Annotated in this window: 29 protein-coding genes; 8 read left to right on the forward strand and 21 right to left on the reverse strand. The window is 51.3% G+C overall.

Features of this window, described 5'->3' with window-relative positions:
* Positions 1-12 precede the first annotated feature (12 nt).
* On the forward strand, positions 13-531 hold the full coding sequence (locus VFH06_05440) for a hypothetical protein (protein ID HET6747522.1): 519 nt from the start codon (positions 13-15) through the stop codon (positions 529-531).
* Here the strand turns inward: VFH06_05440 and VFH06_05445 are convergent, their stop codons facing one another.
* The 6 genes from VFH06_05445 to VFH06_05470 form a co-directional block, all read right to left on the reverse strand.
* Complete coding sequence (locus VFH06_05445; GenBank protein HET6747523.1) at positions 532-1806, reverse strand: ABC transporter permease; 1275 nt, start codon at positions 1804-1806, stop codon at positions 532-534.
* A complete protein-coding gene (locus VFH06_05450; GenBank protein HET6747524.1) occupies positions 1803-2489 on the reverse strand; it encodes an ABC transporter ATP-binding protein in 687 nt (228 codons plus the stop codon). Before VFH06_05450 ends, VFH06_05445 begins: the two co-directional genes overlap by 4 nt.
* The gene (locus VFH06_05455) at positions 2482-4095 is read right to left on the reverse strand and encodes a PspC domain-containing protein (protein HET6747525.1); all 1614 of its coding nucleotides are present in this window, start codon (positions 4093-4095) and stop codon (positions 2482-2484) included. The genes VFH06_05450 and VFH06_05455 overlap by 8 nt, the downstream gene beginning before the upstream one ends.
* Positions 4096-4104: 9 nt before the next feature.
* A complete protein-coding gene (locus tag VFH06_05460; GenBank protein HET6747526.1) occupies positions 4105-4449 on the reverse strand; it encodes a PadR family transcriptional regulator in 345 nt (114 codons plus the stop codon).
* A gap of 84 nt (positions 4450-4533) precedes the next feature.
* The gene (locus VFH06_05465) at positions 4534-5070 is read right to left on the reverse strand and encodes an NAD(P)H-dependent oxidoreductase (GenBank protein ID HET6747527.1); all 537 of its coding nucleotides are present in this window, start codon (positions 5068-5070) and stop codon (positions 4534-4536) included.
* Positions 5071-5160: 90 nt separating this feature from the next.
* The gene (locus VFH06_05470) at positions 5161-6702 is read right to left on the reverse strand and encodes a lysine--tRNA ligase (GenBank protein ID HET6747528.1); all 1542 of its coding nucleotides are present in this window, start codon (positions 6700-6702) and stop codon (positions 5161-5163) included.
* Between the two features lie 113 nt (positions 6703-6815).
* Between VFH06_05470 and VFH06_05475 the strand changes: the two genes are divergently transcribed.
* Positions 6816-7526 (forward strand): hypothetical protein, encoded by a 711-nt coding sequence (locus VFH06_05475; protein HET6747529.1) that lies wholly within the window; start codon positions 6816-6818, stop codon positions 7524-7526.
* On the opposite strand, the gene greA is transcribed toward VFH06_05475, so the two are convergent.
* The 6 genes from greA to frr form a co-directional block, all read right to left on the reverse strand.
* Positions 7516-7971, reverse strand: a complete 456-nt coding sequence (greA, locus tag VFH06_05480; protein ID HET6747530.1) for a transcription elongation factor GreA — start codon at positions 7969-7971, stop codon at positions 7516-7518. The genes VFH06_05475 and greA overlap by 11 nt on opposite strands.
* 90 nt (positions 7972-8061) lie before the next feature.
* Positions 8062-9303, reverse strand: a complete 1242-nt coding sequence (locus VFH06_05485; protein HET6747531.1) for an aminoacyl--tRNA ligase-related protein — start codon at positions 9301-9303, stop codon at positions 8062-8064.
* Positions 9304-9406: 103 nt separating this feature from the next.
* Entirely contained in the window at positions 9407-10177 is a 771-nt protein-coding gene (locus VFH06_05490) for a type II CAAX endopeptidase family protein (protein ID HET6747532.1), read from the reverse strand.
* Complete coding sequence (locus VFH06_05495; protein HET6747533.1) at positions 10155-11303, reverse strand: M50 family metallopeptidase; 1149 nt, start codon at positions 11301-11303, stop codon at positions 10155-10157. Before VFH06_05495 ends, VFH06_05490 begins: the two co-directional genes overlap by 23 nt.
* Complete coding sequence (gene uppS / locus VFH06_05500) at positions 11304-11993, reverse strand: polyprenyl diphosphate synthase (GenBank protein ID HET6747534.1); 690 nt, start codon at positions 11991-11993, stop codon at positions 11304-11306.
* A complete protein-coding gene (gene frr / locus VFH06_05505) occupies positions 11993-12547 on the reverse strand; it encodes a ribosome recycling factor (protein HET6747535.1) in 555 nt (184 codons plus the stop codon). Before frr ends, uppS begins: the two co-directional genes overlap by 1 nt.
* A 98-nt stretch (positions 12548-12645) precedes the next feature.
* Between frr and VFH06_05510 the strand changes: the two genes are divergently transcribed.
* Complete coding sequence (locus tag VFH06_05510) at positions 12646-13059, forward strand: hypothetical protein (GenBank protein ID HET6747536.1); 414 nt, start codon at positions 12646-12648, stop codon at positions 13057-13059.
* 57 nt (positions 13060-13116) lie between these two features.
* On the opposite strand, the gene VFH06_05515 is transcribed toward VFH06_05510, so the two are convergent.
* From VFH06_05515 to VFH06_05525, 3 genes are all read right to left on the reverse strand, one after another.
* On the reverse strand, positions 13117-13713 hold the full coding sequence (locus tag VFH06_05515; GenBank protein HET6747537.1) for a translation elongation factor Ts: 597 nt from the start codon (positions 13711-13713) through the stop codon (positions 13117-13119).
* A complete protein-coding gene (rpsB, locus tag VFH06_05520; GenBank protein ID HET6747538.1) occupies positions 13713-14420 on the reverse strand; it encodes a 30S ribosomal protein S2 in 708 nt (235 codons plus the stop codon). Before rpsB ends, VFH06_05515 begins: the two co-directional genes overlap by 1 nt.
* Before the next feature lie 184 nt (positions 14421-14604).
* The gene (locus tag VFH06_05525; GenBank protein HET6747539.1) at positions 14605-15153 is read right to left on the reverse strand and encodes a hypothetical protein; all 549 of its coding nucleotides are present in this window, start codon (positions 15151-15153) and stop codon (positions 14605-14607) included.
* A 120-nt stretch (positions 15154-15273) separates the two neighbouring features.
* Here VFH06_05525 and VFH06_05530 point away from each other — a divergent pair, with 120 nt between their 5' ends.
* Both VFH06_05530 and VFH06_05535 read left to right on the forward strand, forming a co-directional pair.
* Positions 15274-15870 (forward strand): hypothetical protein, encoded by a 597-nt coding sequence (locus VFH06_05530; GenBank protein HET6747540.1) that lies wholly within the window; start codon positions 15274-15276, stop codon positions 15868-15870.
* A gap of 95 nt (positions 15871-15965) precedes the next feature.
* A complete protein-coding gene (locus VFH06_05535) occupies positions 15966-16217 on the forward strand; it encodes a hypothetical protein (GenBank protein HET6747541.1) in 252 nt (83 codons plus the stop codon).
* A 130-nt stretch (positions 16218-16347) separates the two neighbouring features.
* On the opposite strand, the gene VFH06_05540 is transcribed toward VFH06_05535, so the two are convergent.
* Positions 16348-16770: a hypothetical protein gene (locus VFH06_05540; GenBank protein HET6747542.1), complete on the reverse strand. Its 423-nt coding sequence runs from the start codon at positions 16768-16770 to the stop codon at positions 16348-16350.
* A 316-nt stretch (positions 16771-17086) separates the two neighbouring features.
* Here VFH06_05540 and VFH06_05545 point away from each other — a divergent pair, with 316 nt between their 5' ends.
* The 3 genes from VFH06_05545 (at position 17087) to VFH06_05555 (ending at position 20347) form a co-directional block, all read left to right on the forward strand.
* Complete coding sequence (locus tag VFH06_05545) at positions 17087-18109, forward strand: TerD family protein (protein HET6747543.1); 1023 nt, start codon at positions 17087-17089, stop codon at positions 18107-18109.
* A 93-nt stretch (positions 18110-18202) separates the two neighbouring features.
* Positions 18203-18970, forward strand: a complete 768-nt coding sequence (locus VFH06_05550; GenBank protein ID HET6747544.1) for a VWA domain-containing protein — start codon at positions 18203-18205, stop codon at positions 18968-18970.
* Positions 18971-19276: 306 nt separating this feature from the next.
* Positions 19277-20347: a DUF475 domain-containing protein gene (locus VFH06_05555; GenBank protein ID HET6747545.1), complete on the forward strand. Its 1071-nt coding sequence runs from the start codon at positions 19277-19279 to the stop codon at positions 20345-20347.
* Positions 20348-20791: 444 nt separating this feature from the next.
* On the opposite strand, the gene VFH06_05560 is transcribed toward VFH06_05555, so the two are convergent.
* From VFH06_05560 to VFH06_05580, 5 genes are all read right to left on the reverse strand, one after another.
* The gene (locus VFH06_05560; protein ID HET6747546.1) at positions 20792-21505 is read right to left on the reverse strand and encodes an HAD family hydrolase; all 714 of its coding nucleotides are present in this window, start codon (positions 21503-21505) and stop codon (positions 20792-20794) included.
* 15 nt (positions 21506-21520) lie between these two features.
* A complete protein-coding gene (locus VFH06_05565; GenBank protein ID HET6747547.1) occupies positions 21521-22396 on the reverse strand; it encodes a phosphoribosyltransferase family protein in 876 nt (291 codons plus the stop codon).
* A 19-nt stretch (positions 22397-22415) separates the two neighbouring features.
* The gene (locus VFH06_05570; protein ID HET6747548.1) at positions 22416-23342 is read right to left on the reverse strand and encodes an HpcH/HpaI aldolase/citrate lyase family protein; all 927 of its coding nucleotides are present in this window, start codon (positions 23340-23342) and stop codon (positions 22416-22418) included.
* A gap of 18 nt (positions 23343-23360) precedes the next feature.
* Positions 23361-24218 carry a phosphoribosyltransferase family protein gene (locus VFH06_05575; protein ID HET6747549.1) on the reverse strand — a complete coding sequence of 286 codons (858 nt, stop codon included), beginning with the start codon at positions 24216-24218 and terminating at the stop codon, positions 23361-23363.
* A gap of 298 nt (positions 24219-24516) precedes the next feature.
* Entirely contained in the window at positions 24517-25524 is a 1008-nt protein-coding gene (locus VFH06_05580) for an ATP-grasp domain-containing protein (GenBank protein ID HET6747550.1), read from the reverse strand.
* Between the last annotated feature and the right edge of the window lie 253 nt (positions 25525-25777).

Below are 25777 nucleotides of genomic sequence, written 5' to 3' on the forward strand. Positions count from 1 at the left end.
TACATTTTACTAATGAGTACTGAACGAAAAACAAGAGAAATTGAAGCATCCGTCGATCAGCTTGTCGCCGCGTTGGATATCGCCGGCGTTGATAAACGAACTACTTTGGTGCTGGGCGGCAGTGCTTTGGCATTTGCCGGAATCCGTCCCGCTCATGATCTTGATATTATGGTGACCGGCCAAGCGTTTAGTGAAATGGAAAAGACAAGCAAAACGCCTGGTGGCCTTATCGTGAGACGCAAACCCGAGGCAAAGCAGCGCCCGTTCCTAGACATCTACCCGTCCGCAGGCAAACCCTTCATTCTCCCTACAGATATCACCTTTCCTCATAACGAGAACTTTCTTCCTACTCCCGAACTTGATCAAGTATTCGTTGAAACGATCCGAGACTTTGATACAGTCGCCAATTATCATTATCTGCCGCCCCGCATGGTACTAGAGCATAAGCAAGGCATGGACAGGCTTCGTCATAAAGATCGGCGTGATGTCCGACTTATCGGCGCATTCCTCTCTCGCCAACATCATCGCTAATTATTCCGTGCGAAGTGCTTCAATCGGGTCAAGCTTTGCGGCTTTTCGCGATGGGAAGTATCCGGCAAGCACGGCCACAATCATCAGACTCACAATCAATATCGCGCTTGTTATTGGGCTAAATACGAGTAGCTTCGTTCCCGGCTCAAGATTCAAGGCGTTCGCAATGAGTGGATTGAGCAGGCTTGTTAGCAAGGCGAATAGTGTGCCGATGGCACCACCGAGAAAGCCAACCCAAGCAGCTTCATAGCGGAATAACCGACCGATATCACGGTGGCGAGCACCAAGCGCTTTCATAAGCCCGATTTGCTGGGTGCGCTCCAAAACACTAATATACTGTGTGTTGATAATTCCAAAGACAGAGGCCAGAATTGCAAGGAAGCCAAAGCCTGCTGCGCCCCATTGTGCCACATTGATAAACTGAAACAGCGCTTCTTGGATATCCTGTAAGCTCAGTACGCTGTAGCCTGCATCTTTTACAGCCTGTTTTACCTTGGTAAGATCAGCCGATTGCGATACACGTGCATCGACACCAAGATACGCATTACCCTGAGCCTCACTTGGTTTTTCAAATTCATAGACTTTCTTGCCATCTATTGGCGAAATGCGAAGCGTCGCCGAATACCGCAATACAGTACTTGTCTTTTTATCAACAGCTGCAATCGTATATGTTTGATCTTCCGACTCGGCTTTCATGCCCGGAAAGAGCTGCCGTTTTTCAAAATGAAGTATGAGCGTTTTGCCGATCGCATCATTTGCACTATTGAATCCAAGTACACTTAAATAGGTCTCCGGAATGACAACTTTACCTTCAGGAATTTGATTATTTGGCAGCGAGCCGGCTGCGAGCGGCAATTCGCGACGATCGGCTTTAGTACTAATGTCAGCTTCATACTTTTTTGCATCACCACCACGGGTCATGTATGCGACATTTACGTTATAGACAGGAGTTACCTCCTCAATGCCAGCGATAGATTTGATTTTATCGACATCTTTATCGCTCAAAACACCCTGGCTTGCCGACTCACTCGCAGCACCATATTCTTTTGGCGTCCTGCTCTCACCATCATCGATTTTTGGGAAAACGCTAAGATTACGGGCATCACCATTATTTTTTATAAGAGTATCCGTATAGCTCTGTGTACCAGCGCCTGCGGCGAGCGCCACGGTCACTGTAAAAGCTCCGACACTGATGGCAAGACTCGTCAATAGCGTGCGCGCCTTTGCCTGGCGAAGACTTCGCCCGGCTCGCCTTACAATATCTCGTATTTTCATGCTTTTCCTTTCGTCTCAATGCTTTCAATTTTGCCATCTTTAATGTGAATTCTCATATCACATTTGCCCGCCAGTTCAGGATCATGCGTAACGATAATCAAAGTAATTCCCTTTGTCTTATTATAGTCAAAAAGAAGGTTTTCGATAACGGACCCCGTAATAGTATCCAGGTTTCCTGTCGGTTCGTCGGCAAATAATATCTGTGGATCATTGACGATCGCCCGAGCAATTGCAAGTCGCTGTTTTTGCCCACCAGACAGGTCGCGAGCCCGAGATTTTTTCTTATCGAGGAGTTCGACAGCCTCAAGTGCCGCATTGATCTTTTTAGCCCTTTCTCGATCGCTTACACCTGCAATCTCCAAAGGCAAACTAACGTTTTCCGCACACGTTTCATTGGCTTGAACAAAGAAACTCTGAAATACAAAACTCATTTGATGAGCGCGGAATGCATCGATTTGCTTAGTAGAAAGTTTTAAAATGTCCTGCCCATTTACGATGACCTCGCCTTGCTCGGGCCGATCAAGCCCGCTCATTGCATGCATCAGTGTTGACTTTCCTGATCCGGACTTGCCCAGTATGGCGACACTCGCACCATCAGGAATCGTAAAGCTAACATTTTCAAGTGCGGTAAATGCGTTATGTTTTTTGCCGTACGTTTTTGTGATATGCCGAACCTCAATCATGGAATTTCTCTCTTTCAATCGTAATGTCTATACAGGCCGCGGCTATACTCTGTGACGGTGTTTGCTGGTCATTCAGTGTAAAATTCTTACTATTAATGCCTGCCAGCTCCAAGTGTGCTTTTCCTTCTACCGGACAAGAAGTAGGTGCATGCAACGTGAAATTGGCGATTGTTCCGAACTCCAGATTCGTTCCACTCTCAACCGTGACATTAGCAGTGGACACGGCTATAGCCTCTAAGCTGGCATCGGCACCTTTCTTAGCTGTCAGTGTTAGCATATCTATAGCTCCAGCAGAAAGAACGATATCCGCACCATCATTTGCGATAAGTGTCATTTGTGCTTGATTAGCACCTGAATAATCGACATTCGTCTGATTTTCGGCAGTCAGTTGATCGAGTGGTGGACCATAGATTGTAATGAAGGGACCTTCGCACCAAAATACCTTACACGTGTTCTGGCTATGCTGAGTGTCAGTGAGTTTGAGCGTGGTTCCATCCAGACTGAGCTTCATCGTTTGCGGTGCTTGCATTCCCACTGTTTTCACGACAGCCTTGGGGGTATCTTTGGAAACGATATACCGCACATGGACAGTCGGCGCGTCAACCACGAAACTCGTCATCTTCGCGCTTCCCTCTGGCATTGCGATTGATGTTTCGCGGGTAGACGCTTTAATTGCATTTTCATACCGCAGACTAGCATACTGCGCCAGGCCTATAGCCGTACCAAAGGAAGCAAGTCCGACCACAACGATAACCCCCATACTGATCAGAACTCGTTTTGTCGCGCGCATGGCAAATGCCGCATAGGCTCCTAATATGCAAAGAGTGGTAAAAAGCACGCCGCTCACAACTGCAAGAACAAAGGCCGCGATAAGAAAGCCTGAGCCTTCTCCCGTTCCGAGATGGTTACCATACCCACCGACAATAACAGCCGTAACGACAAAGATGGTCACTACTGCCGCACCAAGTGCACCAAGCACACTAAAAATACCAAGGACAGTCAGGAGCGTCCGCCGCGCCTGGCTATTATCTCCTCGCCTCACATGCTCTTCACTTTCATTCAGCTGGCGAATAGACGCAAGCGTAACAGGGACACCGGCCATCTGCAATTTATCAGCAGCACTTTTTGCCGCTGGCACAGCTATCCAAAGCACGATATACACAAGCAGCGCAGTACCAAATGAGGCAAACACAATGATAATAAAGAGTACTCGGACAAGCGCAGGGCTTATTTTAAAGAATGCCGCAACGCCACTCAGCACGCCGCCCACTACAGCATGGTCAATATCACGAAAGAGTTTTCGTGAGGCATCGGTCGTCATCTCCTCATCTTCGGGACCTACCGCTATGTCGCCGGTGCCCATGAAATCTCGTGGCTCGCCAAGCTGCTCTTCAAGCGCTTTAATATCCTTCATAGCAATAACGCCACCGGGTTTTACTCCACGATCCGCCAAAATTTCAGTTATACGTACTTCGACATCGTCCAAAATATCCGCATCTTCGCTATATGCCTCAAGCGTTTTTAGGTACGCCTCTAGTTCCCGCTTGGCTTCGATCTCCGCCTCGTACGAGACTTTGGCGATGTGTATTCGTGTAATCTCTTTCATAGTTCTTCCTTATAACTTCTTCAGTGTCGCATTAAGCGTTGCAATTTTTTTTGTCACATGTGCCATTACTTCACTGCCATAGGGTGTGATCTTGTAATACTTCCGCGGCGGTCCCTGCTCAGACTCTTGCCATTCATGCATGAGCAATCCGTCTTTTTGCAAACGGCTGAGAAGCGGATAAATCGTCCCTTCGACAATGACCAGCTCTGCGCTGCTTAAGCGCTTTATGATGTCGCTGGTGTACATGGATTTTCCATCGCACACTTTCAAAACACAGTAGGCAAGAAACCCTTTTTTTAGCTGCACCGCAAGCTGTTCGGCATACGCTTCGCTCTGGTTTATATTGTTTGACATAGTTCTATGTTATACAAGGTACTGTTTTTTGTCAACAAAAATAGCGCCTGGTATTTCAGGCGCTATTTGAAATCGTAAAGTTAACTATTTTTCAATCCAGGCAGCAAAAGCGGTCATGTATTCTTTAAAGTTTTTCTCCCAACGCTCACTTACTTTCCCTTCTTCATCAAACGCTTCGTAGGCATTCGCTACGTACACCTCGGGCTGTCCGAGCACTCGGGCATTCTGAAAAAGCATGATGCGGCGTAAATCGGCCTGTGCGAGTGCGGTTCCTACCGGCCCCATCGATGACCCTACTATGCCGACCGGCTTACCAGCGAAAGATGATTGCCCGTAAGGTCGAGAAATCCAGTCGATTGCGTTCTTTAAGACACCCGGAACACTTCGGTTGTACTCCGGCGTTGCAAAAAGTACTCCGTCTACGGATTCAACGATACCCTTAAGCGTGCGCACTTCATCTGGTATGCCTGCATTCTCAATATCTTCACTATATAGCGGAAGGCGAATGTCAATATACTCAAACTCCATCCCTTCCGGAGCTACTTTTTCTAAGCTATGTGCAAGTACCTTATTGCTCGATTTTTCACGCAAACTGCCAACAAAAACAGCTACTTTAGTCATATGTCCTCTCCTTATTTACTATACTTAGTATAGTACTATATCCTATACTTTTGCAAGTAGGTAGAGTATGCTTATTTGTCGAACCTAAAATTACTCTCCGGGTTGCTTTCTCGTCTGATTCGTTTCGGGAGTCTCAAACGTTACCTCCGGATACAAAGCCCGGGTCGTCTCATCAACTTCTGAACGTAATTGCGGAAATGGAACACCTTCGCGTGCCGTGACACCTTCAAAAATCCAGAAAAGGCGTTCGCTATAGCTAAACCCGCAGGCAGGAGGCATGCCATACTCCAACATTTCTACAAAGTCGATATCGAGCATCATTGCCTCTTCGTCTCCCGCCTCGCGCATAGCCTGTTGTTCCATGAAACGATTGAGCTGATCGATAGGATCATTTAACTCACTAAAGTTATTACCCAGCTCGGAACCGGCAATAACAGGCTGAAACCGTTGTGTCGTACGCGGGTCGTCAATATTTGTTTTGGCAAGAGGACTAATGAACAGAGGTGTATTGATAAGCCAGATCGGTCCAGCAACGTCTTTACGAATATTTTTCCATAGTTTATCAATACCACGTGCTTTATTGTCGGCTTTTTCTACTTCGAGATTATTGCCCTTGAGTGCTTTTTGTACATCTTCAAGGGTACATTCATAAATATCTAAGCCATAGCGTTTTTTAATCGTTTCAGCATAATCCCAGTGTTCCCACTTTTTATCAAGATCGATATCAAAACTTCCTAATTGAAACTGTAATGTTCCAAATGTTGTTTTCAAGACGTGTTTCATCAGATCTTCCATGAAACTAATCCCCTGCTTCCAGTCGGCGTAGGCCCAGTAGAATTCCATAGCCACATGCTCAGGCAAATGCTCATCGCTATAATTTTCGTTTCTAAAACGTGGCCCAATATCATAGACCTTCTCGAACCCGGCTCCGAGCAGTCGCTTTAGTGGAAGCTCATGACTAATTCTCAGGTAGAAGTCCTGATCCAGTGCATCCATATGGGTAACAAAAGGATTAGCATCTGCACCCCCTGTTGTATGCTCTAGTACCGGAACATTCACCTCAATAAAGCCGTGTTGGTTCAGGTAATCACGAGTAGCTTGCCAGAATTTGCTTCTACGAACAAACCGTTCACGAACAGAGTCGTTGACACTCATATCAAGGTAACGCCGACGCAAACGCTCCTCTTTATTTGTCAGCTCAGTTGGTGTTGGCCGAAGACTCTTTGTGAGAAGACGCAAACTTCGTACGGCAATAGAAATCTCGCCCGTTTTTGTTTTTATAACCTCGCCGGTTGCCTCAATAAAGTCACCCGTATCCAGGAGCGATAATTCACTCATACCGAGAATACTCTGAGCAGCCTGAAGCTCAGACACATCACCCTGTCGAAGAAATAGCTGAATCTGACCCTTACCATCTTTCACCACAATAAAAGCCAGCTTTCCAAACTTTCGTATACCCACAATACGGCCGGCCACAGTGGCTTGCCTGCCCTCCATTGTTTCAAACTCATTAATAACTTCGGCGCTATAATGAGTCCTGTGACTTTCTGCCGGATACGCATTGACGCCCAATTCTTTCAACGTTTCTAGTTTTCGCAGCCGCTCATTGCGGTAATCTTGTAGTGTTGCCATATCTGTTATAGTATACCCCAGACTCACCAAAAAGTCTTTTTATACAAAGTATATTGCTTTTTTATAATACTTGTGGTTTAATGTAGATATTAGTTAACAAAAAATAAAGAATCGTGAAACTTAAAGAATTTAGTACGCGCCTCAATCACCTCCCTCGCCCCCACAAAACCAATGGGGAAAAGCATACTATTGAACTTCGAACCGCCAATGAAACAGAAGTACGACTTGCGGAGCCGAGCACTAAAAAAGTTGGTGGCGCGGCACTCGTAGAATATGTTGACAAAACAGCTATACCACCTTCGAAGGAAACGCAAAAAGATTTCGGTCATCTCTTTCCTACAACATACATCATGGAAAAATATCCCGAAGGCCAAGTCACGCTTGAGGGCGCCCAGCGGCTTATCGATCAACTCGATCCAGAAAACCCTTATCATGACTTCGCCGTTGGCGAACTAGCCCTTTATCAATTAGCACAAGGTGACGTCAAATACGCTTATGACTCCCTTGAGCTCTTAGGAGACAGCTCGCTGGCCGTTCATGTGCTGAGCCACATTGTCATGTATGAGGATGATCACAAAGATAATACCCTTGATTTTGCCACGATCTCTGAAGAACTTCACGAAATGGCTATCGAAGCCTACGATCAAGACAATACCACCCTCACAGCTCGAGCCCTGGTTGAAGCATCTGAAGCTCTTGAAGAAGACTCTGAGCTGCGTGTTTACGCGAAAGTAGCTCTATTAGAACATCCCGAGATATCTCAACGACCCGCCCATTCCGGTCCCGTGATGGACCCTGATGAACACCTATTGCCTACTGAATAGAGACGATTTCGTACTCTACTTCGCCTTTTGGCGTGCTGATAGCGGCTTTATCGCCAACTTTTTTGCCCATAAGTGCAAGGCCGATTGGAGATTCGTTACTGATTTTGCCTTCAAGCGGGTCGGCCTCAACAGGGCCAACTACTGTGTAATGCACGGTTTTCTTACCGGTGCGAAGTTCAACTTTGCTTCCAAGGGAAACTTTAGTCTTGCTACCACCCTTAATAAGTTCGGCGTTAAGGAGAATGTCCTCGATTTCGGCGATTCGGCTTTCAACAAGTCCTTGTTCTTCACGCGCAGAATCGTATTCGGCATTTTCGCTTAAATCACCAAAATCACGAGCTTCTGCAATTTTATCAGCAATAGCGCCACGACGACTCTTTAGCTCTTCGAGTTCTATCTCAAGTTCTTTCTTGCCTTCATCAGTGATCTGGTATAGCTTTTTCATTAAATTATTCCTTTTCTTTTCTAAGTATAGCGCATTAAGGATATGAGTATACGCTACATATAGTGTAGGCTCCCAATTGTTCCCCTACAATCAACTAAGTTTACCAAGCAGTTCTTCGCGTGTCAACAGCGATGTCACCCCTGTTTTTCGCTCTGTACATTCGTACTGAGATGTCTCTAGAAGACGATCGCTCACTGTTACACGATGGGGTATACCCATTAGCTCACTATCAGCAAATTTTGCCCCGGGGCGTTCATCACGATCATCATACATGACTTCGATGCCTTTGGCTGTGAGCTCATCGTATAGCTGGTCTGCGTGGCTAATCGCCTCTTCACCGCCTATGCGAACAAGATACACCTTTGCTGGAGCGACACTCTCAGGCCATACGATTCCCTTTTCATCGGCAAATTTTTCAACGATGACGCCCATGACACGAGTGATTCCAATGCCGTACGACGCTAAATAAAAGGGATGTTCTTTGCCATCGCTTCCAGTAAACATAACGTTCATTTGCTCGGACTTTTCAGTGCCAAAGTTGAAGATATTTCCTACCTCGGCACTCTTTACCCGCTCAAGTTCACTCTTTTCAATGCCTAGTTCTTTCACGGCATCGTCGAGCACTTCCTCGTTTACAGCGATATTCTTTTCGCGGTGAACATAAAGGATATCTTCGCCGGCATCGCATATGGTTTGAAATTCGTGACTGAACTTAGTAAAGGCACCACCACTCGCAAAAGTCACATACGTATCGTCACCAAGCCCCAGGCGGTCGTACACGCGCATATAGGCACCCTTTATCTTCTCGTAGTATATATCGAGGTCTTCGGCTGTCTCATGAAGTGAGTACATATCTTTCATGACGAATTCGCGCCCCCGCATGATACCACTTTTTGCCCTTAGCTCGTTGCGTAGCTTGGTTTGGAACTGATACACGCTCACTGGAAGGTCTTTATAACTCTGCACGAATGAGCGCATCATCTCCATAATCGCTTCTTCGTGTGACCATGCAAGCCCCAGCTCCGTTTCGTCCTTCAGTTTAGTTTTAAACCATACATCCACCACCTCATCATCCCACCGTGTCGTCGTTTCCCATACTTCTTTGGGCTGAAGATTGGTCATAATAAGCTCTTGGCCACTTTCGGCATTCATTTCCTCGCGGACGATTTTTTTGATGTTTTCGAGTACCTTAAAACCAAGCGGTGTATATGCGTACACACCGGCCATTACTTTGTACACGAAACCGGCACGAATGAGCAGCTGAGCATTTTTAGCTACTTCATCGGCAGGAATAGTCTTGCTTGTTTTAGTAAAATTTTGAGAAAGTCTCATGTGAGTTAGCTCCTTAAATAACAGATAATTTCAATAAAAGCTCAGAATAACTACCGGCAAGCCGGCATGCGAGGAGCGAAAGTGGGAACGATTACGGTCGTCATTACCCTCCCATTATATTCAAAAGTGACGGATTAATAAAGAGGAGGTAGAATGCCAGAGCATTTTTCATCATATGAAGCAATATACCGGCCCAAATACTTCCGGTAATCTCACGCAGTGTACACAGTACAAGACTAAGGGCAAATACGTCAATGCCGACGTTCCACTGGCCATGAACAAGGCCAAATAAGGCACTTGTAAGGAGTATCGCCGCCCAGGCTGGAATATATTTACGAAGTTTCCCAAAAAGATATCCCCTGAAGAGAATTTCTTCGGCCATAGGCGCTAGAACTACGAGAGTGACAAATGCCATGATATATTCGTACCGATATGCCAGATTGGCAAAGCCAGTCTCTTGCGTCTGTGCGGCATCAAAACCGGGAATGAGAGAGGTCGCCACAGCCGTCAAAGCAGCGGTAACGATGAGATAGATAACGAAACCTGCCGGCGCGAGACCGATATCGAGCCAGCTAGGAAGCCGGGTCAGGCCGATTTCCTTTTGATCGGTACGGGACTTTCGCACCCACCAAGGTACCCCAAGAACCACCGCCAAAGTAAGAACATAGACAAGAGCCGCGAATATCGTTTGAAGGATAGCCGGATTTACAGCCCTTAAGGGTACTCCTATACTATTAAGGGCAAGTGCCACCAGAGTAAGAATTGCCTGAGCCACCGCAAATCCCACCGCCACCCACAGCAATAACCCCACCACTTTTTGCCACTTGTGAGGAAGAAGTGTGCGCCGAAGACTATTTGAAGAGTTTTCCAACATCCGCAATCGTTACCAATACTACTAACATCATTAATATCATAAAGCCTGTGGCTTGGATACGCTCTTCACGCTCTTTTGTGAGCGGCTTTTTGAGCAATCGGAAAATAGTCATGATAAACCAGCGTCCACCATCAAGAGCAGGAATTGGCAAAATGTTCATTACCGCCAACGTTAAAGAAATGATGGCCGTAAGGAATGCAAGCTGGACAGGACCGGCCTGCTCCGCCGCAGGAAAGATCGTACCCAAAATTCCAATCGGACCTGCAACACTATTACTTACTGTCTGAAGGCTCTGGTGAGCATTTTCACGCGTCGCCTGATCGGGACTTATTTGAAGCACTACTCCTTTTACTAGATTGACGAGCAAATCTCCTAGACCGGCAAATGTAACGCCCGTAAACTGGGCCGTCGTGACAACGCCTACAATAGGAGCGGACCAACTTGCCTGAATTTGCTCGCGCTGGCCAGAACCGACGCCAAGGTAGCCTTGCTCGTTTTGATTATCATTCCGCAATTCAACCGTCGCGCTACCCTCAACACCATTGCGTGAATAAATTATTTCTACTTCCTGGCCTTTTTTAGCTTTCGTTTGAGCCGAAAGAGCCTCGGCTGTCGGAACGGGTTCACCTGCAAACCGAAGGACTTTATCACCTGCTTTCAAATCAGCCTTATCCGCAGGCGAGTCTTTAGCTACGTAAGTGATCTCTACGGGCTGTTTTATAATAGTCGTATCGCCAGGGATTGAAAACTGGTTTGAAAGAATTTTCGGCAGCCCTACCCAAGCCAAAATAGTAAGGATACCTGCCGCTACAAGCCAGTTGATGGCGACTCCGGCAAGAAGGATTCGCGTTTTTTGCCAATATGTCGCGGCGCCATAATCACCTTTTTTGTTTGCTGCATCATGCTCGCCTTTAAGGCGGACAAACCCACCCAGTGGCAACCAGTTAATTGTAAAAAGTATGCCATTTTTTAACTTTTTAGCCCAAGCTTTAGGCGGAAAACCGATTCCGAATTCTTCAACCACAACTCCGTTGCGGCGCGCCGCGATCGCGTGTCCAAGCTCGTGGATAACCACCAAAAATACTAAAATTAAAAGCCCTAAGATAATACCGAACGCCAGTTCCATCTATCCTCCAAATCGTCGGTTACGTCGTGAATATTCTTTTAGTATAGCGGTTACGTCTTCTTTTGTCATGTCGGGCCAGAGTTTATCAAGAAAAATAAACTCACTATAGGCAGCTCGCCAAAGCATAAAGTTGGAAAGACGCTGTTCCCCGCTTGTCCGCACCACTACGTCTACTGGAGGCACTTCGGGCACATACAAGTTAGCTGCAATCATATCGGGTGTAATGGCTTCTGGCTTAGTCTTAGATTGAACAATTTTTTTAACCGCATCGGCTATTTCGAGATGACCGCCATAGTTAAAACAGATTGCCAGCGTCCCTTTTGTATTGCTTTTCGTTCGTTCTTCGGCGTCGTCGATCGCTTTTATAATCTTGTCACTCACGTTTTCGCGGGAGCCCAAAATTTTAAGACGAATGTTATTTTCTTCGAGTATGCGAAGATCGGAAGTTAGGAGCTTTAACACGAGCGTCATTAATTTACTTACTTCTTGCTCGCTACGCTTCCAGTTTTCCGTACTAAAAATATAGGCCGAGACGTACTCTACTCCCCTATTAAACGTTTCAAGGACAACATCTTGAATTGTATTGTATCCGGCCATATGGCCTTCATAGCCAGGAAGACCATGCTTTTTGGCCCATCGTCGATTTCCGTCAACGACGTATCCGATATGTCTAGGGACGGGATCGGCCATTAGATTGTGAGGATGTCCTTCTCTTTGGCTTTGAACGTAGCATCAATCTTGCTCTGGAAGTCAGTCATAAGTCCGTCGATTTCTTTTTCAATGCGTTTGACATCGTCTTCAGAGAGCTCTTTGTCATCTTTTTTACGTTTAGCGTCTTTAAGTGCATCCTGGCGAACACCACGAAGCGCGATACGAGCTTCTTCTACCTTCTCACTCGTTTGCTTCACTAGGAGCTTGCGGCGCTCTTCAGTTAGAGACGGTACCGGCACGCGAACAAGCCGGCCATCGTCGCTTGGATTAAAACCGAGGGTTTGATCGGCGCGAATGGCGGCAGAAATCGCCGCGATATTACCCGGATCAAATGGCGTTACGAGAAGCATTTGGGCTTCAGGGGCAGTAATATTTGCCACTTGATTAAGCGGCATCGCCGTACTGTACACTTCAACTTTTATGCCATCGAGCATACCCGGATGCGCCCGCCCTGTGCGAACTTTTTTTAATTCCTCTTCAAAATGCATTAAGGCACTATTCATTTTTTCTTCATAAGACTTCGTGTTGAACATATGTATATTCTAGCACACCAAGGGGCACGATTGACCTTCTCCTTACTCCTCGTTACAATTCCAAACGGTTAACCGCATACCAAGCAGAGAGGCCTACCATGGTTGGCAATGACGTTGTGGTTTGGGACTACATCGATGAGTGGTTGAGAAAAATCGTCCGCTACAAGGCACCGCGCGGTGACGAAGGTTTTGAGGTTAATGAGACTGTGGCCGCGCGCCTCCGGGAGGTTTTGCGCGAGATCTGCGAGGATTCTTCGGTCTTTCCGCACATTTCGTCTGACGGCGAAAACGGTATTACAGCCGTCTGGCATGCGAAGAAATATGTACTACAGGTTTGTGTCTGGAACGATCTTGAGGTATGGATCTTCGTCCAGGGTCCAACAACTCCTGGGCGTGCCCAGAAGTTTGACGCCAAAGAGAGTCAAAACGTCAAAGAGCACCTGAGGACATTGTCCAGGCACGTCAATCGAGTCAATCCGCAGTGGCGCGAACTTCTTCTCGCAGCCACTTGATGGTAACCAAAAAGGCCAGTTTCTAGAGAACTGGCCTTTACTAATGAATTGAACTATTTATTCGTTGACGCCAAGCTCGATGCGCTTGAACTGACGAATAACGATGTTCTCACCCAGTTTTGCAATATTTTCTTTAATATATTGCTCGACTGTCTTGCCATCTTCAAGGATGAAGCCCTGGCTCATGAGCACTTGCTCGGCAAAATGCTTCTTCACCTGACCCTCAACGATCTTCTCGGCGATTTCGGCGGGTTTACCCTCTGCTTTTACGCGATCTTCGGCTTCTTGCCTTACCCGCTCCATTTCTTCTGCTGGAATGTCAGCTTCGGTAACGTACTTAGGGTTCATAGCAGCAATTTGCATTGCGATTTCGTGAGCAACCTTCTTGAAATCATCAAGACGTGCCACAAAGTCAGTTTCGCAGTTTACTTCCACAACCACACCGATACGACCACTGTGAACGTAGCTATCAATGATGCCTTCACGTGTTTCGCGGTCACCTTTTTTCTCAGCCTTTGTAAGACCTTTTTTGCGCATCGCTTCAAGAGCTTTGTCGAAATTACCATCTGCTTCAACAAGAGCCGCCTTAGCATCAGTAAGACCAACGCCTGTTAATTCTTTCAACTTACGGATATCTTCGATAGAAACAGCCATTATTTCTCCTCTTTCTTTACTGCTCCGGCGCCCTCGGCAACAGCCGCGCTGAAGTAATCGAGGAGCAACTGAAGTCCTTTGATTGCATCGTCGTTCGCAGGGATAACATAATCAACCATATCAGGGTCGGCGTTAGTGTCTACAAGACCGACTACAGGGATACCAATTTTCTTAGCTTCGCGAACCGCATTCGCATCAGCGATAACGTCAAGAACAATAACTATCCCTGGCTTGCCATTAAGGTCTTTGATACCACCATATTTAAGGTTAAGTTCGTCGATTTCTTCCTGGAAACGCTGTACTTCAAGCTTGTTATAGCGCTTCTCGAGGTCACCTGTTGCCATGCGACGCTCAAGGTCTTTGAGCTTCTTGATTTGAGCAGTCACAGTAGCAACGTTGGTCAACATACCGCCGATCCAGCGCTCGGTAACATACGGCTGATTTACCTGCTCGGCCGCGGCCTTAACAATATCCTTAGCTTGCTTTTTTGTACCAACAAAAAGTACTTGCTTACCACCTGCGGCCACTTTGGTAATCACAGGAAGCACGGCTTCAAGACCTTCAACCGTTTTGGTTAGGTCAATAATATGGCTATCCTGACGCTTACTGTGGATGTATTTCGCCATTTTAGGATGCCAACGGCTCGTTTTGTGTCCAAAGTGAACACCTGCTTCGAGCAGAGCTTTAATATCGACAGATACTGCCATTTAGAACTCCTTGTTCCTCACTTTCGGCCCTCTTAGATAAAAGGAGTACGCCAAAAGTTGTGTCATTAAAATTGTTACGGATTAATTTTATCACAATAGCCCAGATACAACAAGGTGTTTGACACGGTACGAAGCACCGCACATACTAGCTATAGCCATGACCCAAGTGGCTTTCTGGTTTGCCCTACGAATGAATGGGACTTCTCTCCGTGAAAAAATACATCGAGAGCATCGTTTTCATCGACAACAGTGGGCCAATGGCCCAACACAGAGGAATGGCCGAGGACGTGGTCAGCAAACTGAATCCTCTCATTGAGACATGGGCGCGGTTGCCTGCACCGAAAGATCGGTTTCGTCGATTTTCGACATCTTCGCCAACCCGGAGCTCTGGCCTCTGATCCGCACAGAGAGCGGCGTCACCAAGCTGATCTTCTGCATGAGTAGCGGTGAGTGTGAGGACGGCACCAGCCGCATCATTCTCGAACGCGAACTGGGGCTCTTGCGACCGGACGTCTACTTGATCTTGGTAACCGTCGGAACCAGCGTCGTAACGAAGGCGTGGTTCGAGTACTTGATCAGCAAGCACCCTTCTCACGGCAAGAAATTTGCCGTGATGCGCGACTACGCCGACGAATCCGTCGAAGACGAATTCACGAGATGTGTTCGGCAGCTCCTCGAGCACTAGTACATCCGTAGGAGCAAATCCAGGTGGCCGCCTTTCTTGGGTAGCCACCTGGATTCTCATAGATCCGCATAATGGCGATTTTTTCAACTTTATAGTATTATTTAATTGTTGTCGCACCCGTGACAATGGAGCATATTTCCATTTCGGGATATCTAAGGTGTACTTAACGTGAATAAGCGACTGTTCAACGGCGCGATGGTTGTCCACGGCGGTTCAAGCTATCGCTTCCTCCTGCTCGGCCAGACCTTGCAGGGCCATTTCGACCAGCTTCTCGCGCAGTTGAAGATCTACGCAAAGAACGTGTCCATCCCGCTTTTGACCGCACACGAAGACCTGCCTACGCTCGCGTGGCTCAATGCGACCTCCAGGCACCGCCTGGAAGACCTCGTGAAACCCCTCACCGATCGCGTTGCGCTCGCGCCCGCCCTCCAGATGGCGATCGACGCACTGCCGGCAAGTGAACCTGGCCTGATCACCATTGTCAGTGATTTCGAAATCACTGACCCCAACGAGTTGACCAAACTGGTGGAGCAGACACTGAAGCGGCATCCGCTGTTTTTTCTCCGGTTCGTCTTTCTTTCGAGCGCAAACAGGGGAAACGACATTCTCCCCTTCTTGCTCGAAGAGCGCACCGGTGGTCCGCTCAACATGGTGGACTCCTTGTTCCTTACTCATGTGGGCGGGCGCAAAGGTGAGTCGATCGAGACGGCCTTTGACCGCAAGCTCAGCACCTTCGTCGTGCTCCTGAACGCACACACCTTCTAGTACTTGCTCCGCCGGCCACCTCATCTACTGTGAGAGGTGGCCGGCACGACAAACTTCCTATTGCCTTTTTTATCCTTATGCTTTTAACTAATAGTATGTTAACGGTTACGAATACAGCTATTCAAACCCCCACTTTTTTTGCACAAGCCTACGGCACAGGCACCTATAGTTGCGGTGCTTACCAGCAGGGCTGTACAAGCGGAACAACGACAGCACCTACCGCACCAAATACCGGTATGCTTCTTAGTGAACCAAGTTTTGTTATCCCTGGCTCTCTCCTTCTCGCCGTTATTATCGCTATCTTTACAACTCTTATCACTAAAAAGCTTCGTCGCAAAACTCATTAAACAGTTTCAATAAAAAAACTGAGATGACAATTAATTATTATCAGCTCAGTTTTTTTGCTACAGAACCGCTGTAGCACCGGGATGTGGAGGCGGGACACGGTTTCTCATGTCCCGCCTCCACACGAGAGGCCTAGAGGAAGTTACGCTTCTTGGCGACCTTGTAGGCGAGGAGCGCCCCGCCGACCAGTAGTGCCACGAACAGCACCACCAGCGCCAAGCCGATCAGAAAGCCGACCAGCTTGATGAGCGCGATCACCAGCCACAGCGGCGCGAGCGCCAGCAGGATCACCAGCCACAACGCCACCGGCTGAGACTGCATGACGTCGCTCTTGAGCGCCGCCTTGTCCAGGTCCTGGCCGACGTGCTTGTCCTTCAGCCGCTTGATCTCGCTGTTGAACTGCACGAACACCGTGCCGATCGCCACCGCGACCAACACGAGCCACACGACCTTGAACGCCCCCGGGGCGAAGAACACGGACAGCACGCCCGTCGTCAGCGCCAGCGCGATCGCCCAGATGGGCAGCCGAACCGCACGCTTCCAGTCGATGTTCATTTGAACCTCGCCTTCGTTTTTGAGGAGGGTACTCCCCTGCCTCGTCTCTCGGACTGATATACTATACTATTATTTAGTGTTGTCGTCAATAGAAAAGAATTTAATAAAAAAGTAGTTGCAATACCATTCATAAAATGGTATTATTACTTTAATCGCCCTGAACAACGGGAGCAAAGGCCTTAGAACCTTGGCTTCTTTTTATGTCTGGAGGCATTGCATATTTAACAATTCATTTCGTTATTTATCGTTTTATACCAGTTCAAAAGAGCTGGGACAACAACGATCAACCCCCTACAACAACTAGATGAGGTTAGGCATGTCGACTTGGTGGCAATCTGTTACCCGGGCCGACATCGGCCTGGCGGACATCAAGTTCGGTTCGGCAGACTTCTCGGTGACAAACCGAGGATGGTACGTGCTGTACAAAATCCTTCGTCAAATGGACGCACGCTCTTACGAGCACGCTGCCAAGAAGGGTCAGCAGTACGTCCCGCAGAGCGTCGTGGAAGACTGGGCAAACCGCCTGGCCGCCCTCGGATCGGACGACTGGCTTCAAGTCAGTGCGTGGAATGGCACAGCGTTGCAATTTCACTGCGTCGTCCACCGGCAGGAGGCACGTCGGTACACCAACGACTACGAGCTCACCCCGCTGCTTCTCACTCCTGTGGGAATGTGGCTGCAACAAATCGCAAACAATCTGGTGTCCGCAGGAAGCGGCATCGCGATCAGCGGGAAACCGCGGAAAGGACACTCCATGAGTGTCAGCTTGCAGAAGGGCGGCAACGTCAACCTCACCAAGGAAGCGGGTGGCACGCTCACGAACGTCGTCGTCGGCCTCGGCTGGGACGCGCGCGCCACGACCGGCCAGGCCTACGACGTCGACGCCAGCGCGATCGCGGCGAAGGATGACGGCAAGGTTCTCTCGGACGGGCACTTCGTGTTCTACGGGAACCTGAAGTCGGCCGACGGCTCGATCCAGCACACCGGCGACAACCTCACCGGCGACGGCGACGGCGACGACGAGCAGATCAAGGTGAACCTCGCTGCGGTGCCGGCGGAGATCGAGAAGATCGTCTTCCCGGTCAGCATCCACGAGGCCGCCGAGCGCAAGCAGAACTTCGGCCAGATCCGCAACGCCTTCGTCCGCGTGGTCGACGCCACGACGGGCAAGGAGCTGTCGCGGTACGACCTCTCCGAGGACGCCGCGACGGAGACCGTCATGGTCTTCGGCGAGCTGTACCGCCACGGCAGCGACTGGAAGTTCCGCGCGATCGGCGACGGGTACGCCAACGGCCTCGGCGGTCTCGCCAAGGACTACGGCGTGAACATCGGCGGCTGATCCAAGCCCACTGCTTCACCCCAGGGACGAGGAAATATTTCCTCGTCCCTGGATTCCACCCTCTACTTCACACTTCGAAGGAAGGCTTTACCGATGTTCGGAAACAACCTGACCCCCGCGAAGCCCGTCAGCCTGACCAAGGACCCCACCGGGGCCCCGGCCGTCAGCCTGGAGAAAGTGGAGGCACAGGGCGGCGTGGACCTCGCCAAGAAGACCGCGAAGGCCGGTGTCTCGCTGTCCAAGCGCGACCTGGCCGGCATCCGTGCCCAGGCCGTTCTGGTGCTGGACCACTCCGGCTCCATGGCCCCCGACTACCGGGACGGCACGGTGCAGCAGCTGGTCGAGCGGGCCCTCGGGTTCGCCCTCCAGATCGACGTCGACGGTGAGATCCCCGTGATCCCGTTCGACAGCCGCGTCAAGAAGACGGTGAACGTCAACCTGGCCAACTACCAGAACGTCGTGAACCGCGAGATCTACCGCCCCCGCGACATGGGTGGCACCAACCTCGCGGCGGCCCTCGAGACCGTCAAGCGGATGGCCGAGGAGTCGGACGCACCGCTGTTCGTCATCGTCGTCACCGACGGCGAGCCGAACGACCGTTCGAGCACCACGAAGGTGGTGTGCGAGCTCTCGCGGTACGCCGCGTTCCTGAAGTTCCTGGCCGTCCAGCCCGTGCGGTACCTGGACGAGCTGGACGACCTGCCCAACAGCAAGCGGCTGCTGGACAACGTCGACAGCAAGCCGAACAAGGACAACCCGATCGACCTGCGCACCTGCTCCGACCTGGTCTTCGCCGACGCGATGGCCGACGAGTGGGACTCCTGGATCCGGGAGGCCACGAACAAGGGCGTGCTGGTCTGACCAGTATTCCGTAGGAGCCGGCTCGCCGGCTGAGCGTTGATCGTTAACGTCTCCCGTTCGGGAGCTATCGCACATTCGTGCTGATAGCTCCCGAACGGACTACTACAATTTTTGACCTGATATAGATCGATAAATAGCGAAATTCTCAAGACGCTGGCACACGCCGTGCTTCAGCGAGATCATCTTCGAGCCGAGTGGAGCGTCATCCCCTATTGCTTTTTATATAAATTAGTGATATAATATTAAAGATATCCCCGCGACATCCTGTCGCGCTGGATTAATCGCAAACCATTGGAGGTGGTTAATGTGACGACGAAGTCGTCCCCCAGTCTGGTGCGGTCCTTCTGGTTCCCGGCGACACTGACGGTGCTGATCTTGGCATTCGTCGGTATTCTGTCGGGCGTGGCCGCGCTGTTCATCTGCTTCGTGCTGGTGATCCTGGAGGTGACATTCTCGTTCGACAACGCCGTGGTGAATGCCAAGGTGCTGGAGCACATGTCGCCGTTCTGGCAGAAGCTGTTCCTCACCGTGGGTATCTTCATCGCGGTGTTCGTGGTCCGGTTCGCGCTGCCAATCTTCATCGTGCAGCTCACGACCGGCCTCGGATTCCTGGAGGTGGCCGACCTGGCCATCACCGATCCGGCGCAGTACGGCCGTGAACTGACGGCCGCGGGCCCGATGATCGAAGCCTTCGGCGGGACGTTCCTGCTGATGATCGCCCTGTCGTACTTCTTCGACAACGAGAAGGACATCCACTGGCTCCCGTTCGAACGGCAGCTGGCGGCGGTAGGACGGTTCGACAACATCGGCATCGGCGTGATGCTGGCAGCCGCGGTGGCAATCTACTTCACCGTGAGCCCCGACGAGCGCAGCGTGGTGTTCGTGGCGGCCGTCCTCGGCCTACTGCTCCACATCGTGCTCGACCTGTTCGACTCGTTCTTCGAGAAGGAGCTCGAGGAGGACGAGCACGGCGGCGTCAAGGTCAAGGTGGGCATGGCAGCCTTCTCCAGCTTCCTCTACCTCGAGGTGCTGGACGCGAGCTTCAGCTTCGACGGCGTGATCGGTGCGTTCGCCATCACGATCAGCGTTCTGCTGATCGTGGCGGGCCTGGCAGCGGGTGCGGTCTGGGTGCGGTCCATGACCGTCCACCTGGTGCGCACCAAGACCCTGGGGAAGTTCGCCTACCTGGAGAACGGTGCATTCTGGGCCATCCTGGCTCTCGGCGTGGTCATGCTGCTCAAGCTGTACCACATCGAACTGCCGGAGGTCGTCACCGGTTCGATCGGTCTCACGTTCATCGGCGCCAGCGTCTGGTGGTCGGTGCGTGAGGCGAAGAAGCACAAGAAAAACGGCGAGCGCGAGCTCATCACCGTCTGATCCCTACCGCCCTCCGATGGGAAAAACGGCCTTTCAGCCGTTGCCCCGCCTCTTTTTCACCGAGGCGGGGCCCCATCCCCTGATTAAATATAGGTTTAACGGTTTAACCAACGTAAACATTTAAATGTATATTTAATTGTTCGGAATCATCCCTAATAGTTGCAATGGGCTGCTGGCAAAAGTAGCCCTATATTAGGCTTCTCAGCACAAGCAAGCATTAAAAGAGCGGCGAGAGCATATACGCGTAAGACATTCGTCTCTATCGTATATACTCTTGCCGCCACGTGGTGACCCATATCCAAATTTCTTTGGCTCGATAGTCTCACGCGCCCTGTACGACCGCTGTCGTACTCGCACGACCCCTCGCTACTAACAGTTCTTGACTGCGTTCACACACCGCATTACTGCGGTTTTATGCACTCCGGGGAGAGTGTTTTGTTCGTCCTATCCGAGCAGCTCCTTCATCGACTTGATGTGGGTCCGCCTGGAACCTTTCGGTGCGTACAGCGCGGCATGCAGGCCGGCGTCGATGGCACCACGGTAGTCCGCGTTGCCGTTGTCGCCGATATGCAGAACGCTCTGAGGCTCTTCGCCGAACTCCTTGACCATCCGCTGGAAAATGCCCGGGTTGGGCTTGGCACGACCATCCTCACAGGAGAACAGCTGCACGTCCAACAGCCTGTCCAGGCCGTAGTGGTTGAGGACGGGCTTGACCATGTTGCAGTCACCCATGCCGGTGTTGCTGAGTGTACCCAACCGGTAACCGGCATCGCGCAAAGCGCGGAAGGTGTCGAGCAGGTCATCCTCGATGAGACGGGGCAAGTACTCGGGCCGGACGCGCAGAATGCCGGACTCCTTCTGGAGTTCGACGATGGTCTGCTCGTCCGGCACTTCCTTGTCGGTGACACCGAGTTCGTTGAACACGTAGCGGATCCGATCCGCCATACCGGTGTCGAATCCAGTGGCCTCGGCCTTCCGGTTGAGGTGCTCTTCCGCCTTCAGATACGCGGCGGTGATGGCCTCCCGACCGAAGTCGAGAATGCCAACGTGGCCAAACACGAGCTGAAGCCGCGGCCACGTGTAGCTGCGGTTGCCCGAGAAGAGCGTTTGCCAGATGTCAAAGCTGAGCACCGTAACGCCAGCAGGAATCTTGTACATCGTTTCCCCTTCTTGTCAGCTGATGGATGAGTCGGTTTTTCGGTTCCCGACACGCCGCTGGAGACCGTCGTTGACGATCTCCAGAGCTTGTTGGTGCCGCTGGTAGTAGACGAGTCCACTTCCCATACCGGCCTGATGGATTTCCATCAGAAGGTTGAGGGGCGCCACTTCGGCAAACCCTCTGAGCTCACGGACATCCGTTTCCAGGATGAGCCGCAGAACTCGAGTGTTGAGCTCGAACTGACCAGCTGTCGCCTGCTGGAGGATGACCTCCAGACTGTGTGTCACGGTCTGGTTCAGTTCGTCCTCCAGGTGCGGGTACGCCTTGCCGATGCCCATGGGGAGGCGCGCGGCGTGGAGGTACCAGATGCTGGCCGGCTTGAGAGCCTCCAGGTACTCGGCCGACACCTTCTGTGCCGTACCAGTGATCCGGATGTCATCCACCACCAGCACATGGCTGCCGGGGATGCGGCTCTCGTCGAGGTGCAGACCCATCGTCGCCAGCTGCCGGAGCCGTTCGGCTTCCGAGCTTTTGGCGTACGCGGCACTGCCCGTGTTGGCCTTGTGGAACGGCAGGAGCAACGGAGGCTCGTAGCCGGCCTGAAGGGCCTGACGGCTCAGCGCGTGCAGCATCGCGATGCTGATGGCGTGAGACGCGGTGGGCAGATACTTGTACGGTGCCGAAACGATGACGATGCGCTCACCGCGGGCCAGCCTGAAGAGCCGGTCACCGATGAGCGCTGCCAGTCCGTTGCCGTACTCGACAGCCGGCGGCACGTATCCGTACTTGAAGTGGCTGTAGGCCACTCGGTCGAACGGACGCCCGTCCTCACACAGAACCGTTCCGTCCACGACGGTGAGCTCCATGAGCGTAGCATCGAAGGTTCGCATTGAAATGTCTCCTATCCCGTCAGTCGAGAATTTCGTCCATTGCGTGGCTGACAGCGCTGTCTCCGAAGAGGCTGTGCCGGTCCAGAACGGTCTGGGCCCACTTGAGGTGGGTAGCACGCTCATCCATCTTGCCTTCGACACCTCGGACAGCGGTGCTGTCCTTCATGATGCCGCGAGCCGACTTCAGATCCTTCTTCGACACTTTGTACATGTCGCGGATGATCCGAATGTGTCGGGGGTGGATGACGGTCTGACCGAACAGCCCGTTCATGATGTTGCGCCTGACCTCGCGCCGCAGCAGCTCATCGTACTCGGGCGCATAGCACTCGAAGACGGGAGCCGTCACGGTGAAGCCAGCCAGGCCACGAAACTCGTTGATGATCTCGAAGATCGTCACACCAACGGGCGTGTCATAGACCGTGAGCGACGTGTCGTCGCGACGGATGCCCAGGTGACCCATGAGGTCGTTGGCACCGATGCGAACACAGTCGATCAGCGAGTGATACCGCTTGTCGCTCAGGACCATCCGCAACGTTGCGCGGAAATTGTTGTCGGTCATGAGCGGCGACTCCAGGATGGGCATGAGACGGAACCGGTCCGTCTTGGCCACCTGGTCGGCGTACTCGGGAAAGCTGGTCGGGTCGGCCTTGGGCAGCACGAAACCGTGCAACTTGTCAACGTCCGGCAGGTCCAGAACCCGGGCCATGACCTCGGGGTTACGGACGCGAACGAACGTTTCAACACCCGAGGTGGAGTCCATACCCTTCAGAACAGTGCGGAGCGTGGCCAGTGCGACGGGAACATCATCCGGGCGGATGGAGTCCTCGGTGCACAGAACAACGCGCCACACGCCAGCAACCCGACCATTGGTCAGATTGACCAACTTGGAAGCTGACGTGGTTGCGGGAGTGTACAGGGTCGGGTGCATTACGGCGTTTCTCTTCATGCCGCCAATCCTTTCGGTCTACAGGTGTGCGTCGCACACCAGGGAGAACTTGCTTCGGTAGCACTGCATGACGTCGTATCCCTCGTCGACGATCGCCTCGTAAAGCGCAGCGATCTGGTTATCGTCGAGTTGCCCGAGCAGCCAGTGGATGTCCTCTTCCGAGGACTCCAGGATGTACTTGACCGCACGTGTAGTGAGCACGAACTGGTCACGCTGACTCATCAGCCCCAACAGGTCACGGAGACCCTTCATGGCGCAGTGATTCAGCTTGCTCTCCAGTTGCGGCTCTCTCTTGGCGGCATCCGGATCCAGACGCACCAGGTTGACGATGGACGTGCTGAGCACGGGAATCCCACCAAGCAACCGGATGATGGATCTTTCGATCGAACCGGTGATCCGAATGTCGTCAATGACCACCACGTGGCGGCCAGCGAAGTCATCCGGATCAACGTAGCGTTTCTTCTGCTTGTTGCGCAGCTCGCGCTGTTCGACAGAAAGCTTGCTGTAGTCGCCCTCCACCAGACGGTGCTGATAGATGTAGGTGTACGTGACCGGCAAGCCGGCAGCACGCATGTGGCGCTGAGCACCGATAGCAAGCATCCTGGCAGCGTTGGGAACCCTCTTGTAGGGAGTCCCCAGGATGACGATCTCCTGATTCCCACAAACCATGGGACCCAAGTGATCGATGATCATCCCTGCCAGAGCCTTACCGTAGTGCTCGGCGATGTCGCGACGACCGTACTTGAACGAACTGTATTCCCAGGGGCGAAACGGCAACGCCGTCGCGCTATTCTCCGCAAGGAATTCACCATCAACAACGGTGAGACCGTACAGCGCCAATGCGTGATGCAAGACACTCTCGGTATTCGTAGGCATGACACCTCCTATGTGTAGGTCGATTTTTGAACGAACAATACCGTCCGCTCTAAATCGGCGTGTTTTACTCACCAAATTCCCAAGTGACTAGTATCTATATAATATTAAAGCAAAAATATCAAATTTGTCAATAGATTTCCCCATCACTTATAGATAGGAACCTTTGAATTGGAATTTAAATTATTACTAAAAACGACAAAAAAATAAAGCCGCGGCGCCTTAGAAAACTACGCGTTCCTAAGGCATCCGCGGCGTACCGCGAGGTACAAAGACCAGATCGGGTTAGAGCATTACTGCCCTACCGCACAACCTGTGCGATGCGCTTCACGGCCAGCGTGACGTCCCCGTGGAACTGAGCGAGATCCGAAGGACCTGCCAGTTTTCCCACAAGTTTCGCCCAGCCGGTGAGGATACTGAATCCGGCGTCCTCACTATTGATGGAGCCAGCAGCGGGCCGAGGATTCACCTCGAGCATCTTCCAGGTGCCCTCAGCATCCAGACGATACTGCATGCTCACGACCCCGTGCAACTTGAGCTCCTCCGCGACTCTGTAAGCATGAGGGATGGTGGGGTGGTCCGACTGAATACGCTGAGTGTGATTGCCCAGCTTGGTTCGGGCCGCGTGCAAGAGCGGAATACCGCGCCAGCACAGCACGTCATTGCTTACCTCAGGACCGGGGAGATATTCCATCACGATCAGTCGCTGCTGGGCAGCGTCCCGCTCGTACAGCTCCATGGCCTTGAGGTAGAGCTCCGGGTGCATCTCTCGCTTCTCGGGAGTATCCAGCATAGTCGAGGGCTGCTCCGCTTCCCTCAAGTGCCAGTAGCCCTCACCGTTGACACCCACCACGGGCTTGACGCACACTGCCTGACCGTTGGCGTGCCGACGAGCGTACTCGCTGGCAACACCAGTAGCCCCTATCACTTCAGTGGTGTCAGCCCGAAATGGGTCGTCACCAAGCCATTCAGCGAATCGTGCCTTGTCGTCAACAAGTGCGATCACCTCTGGAGTCGCGGCAGCATGCACCTCAGCGTTCACGTCGCTGAGATCGTAATGCGCAGCACGCTGAGGCCACAGCGCATCCACGCCATTGGCCTCGATGAGTCGGTTGATTGCTCTGATACCCTCGGGTGTCGACAGGCTGGGGTAGTCCAAAATCGACGTTCCCTCGATAGGCTGCTTCCCCGTGCTGATGATACTGAGGCTGGGCGCAGCGGCCAGCATCCGCGGAACGATCTCGCGGCGGCCAAAACCACGCTCTACCCACAGTCGCACGTCCGAAGACACCCCGCCACCAGAAAACATGTTCCTGTCCTCTCACTGTTGTGTCTGAGCTATGACTACTTATTTTTATACCCTATTTTCACCGTTTAGTCAATAGATGTATGATATACACCTATTGACTCCTTAAAAAATTATAAGACCACTCCTATCGATAAGCAACCCTAACTTCTACTCCCCTTTGACTTATCCTTAAAAAACAGATATAATGTTTTGGATATGAAAAGCAGTATACACCACACCAACTATCGCCCTGTCGTATTTAGCGACGAGGCTG

It is taken from the genome of Candidatus Saccharimonadales bacterium, from assembly GCA_035697325.1.
In the GTDB taxonomy this organism is placed as follows: Bacteria; Patescibacteriota; Saccharimonadia; order Saccharimonadales; family Saccharimonadaceae; genus JALRBM01.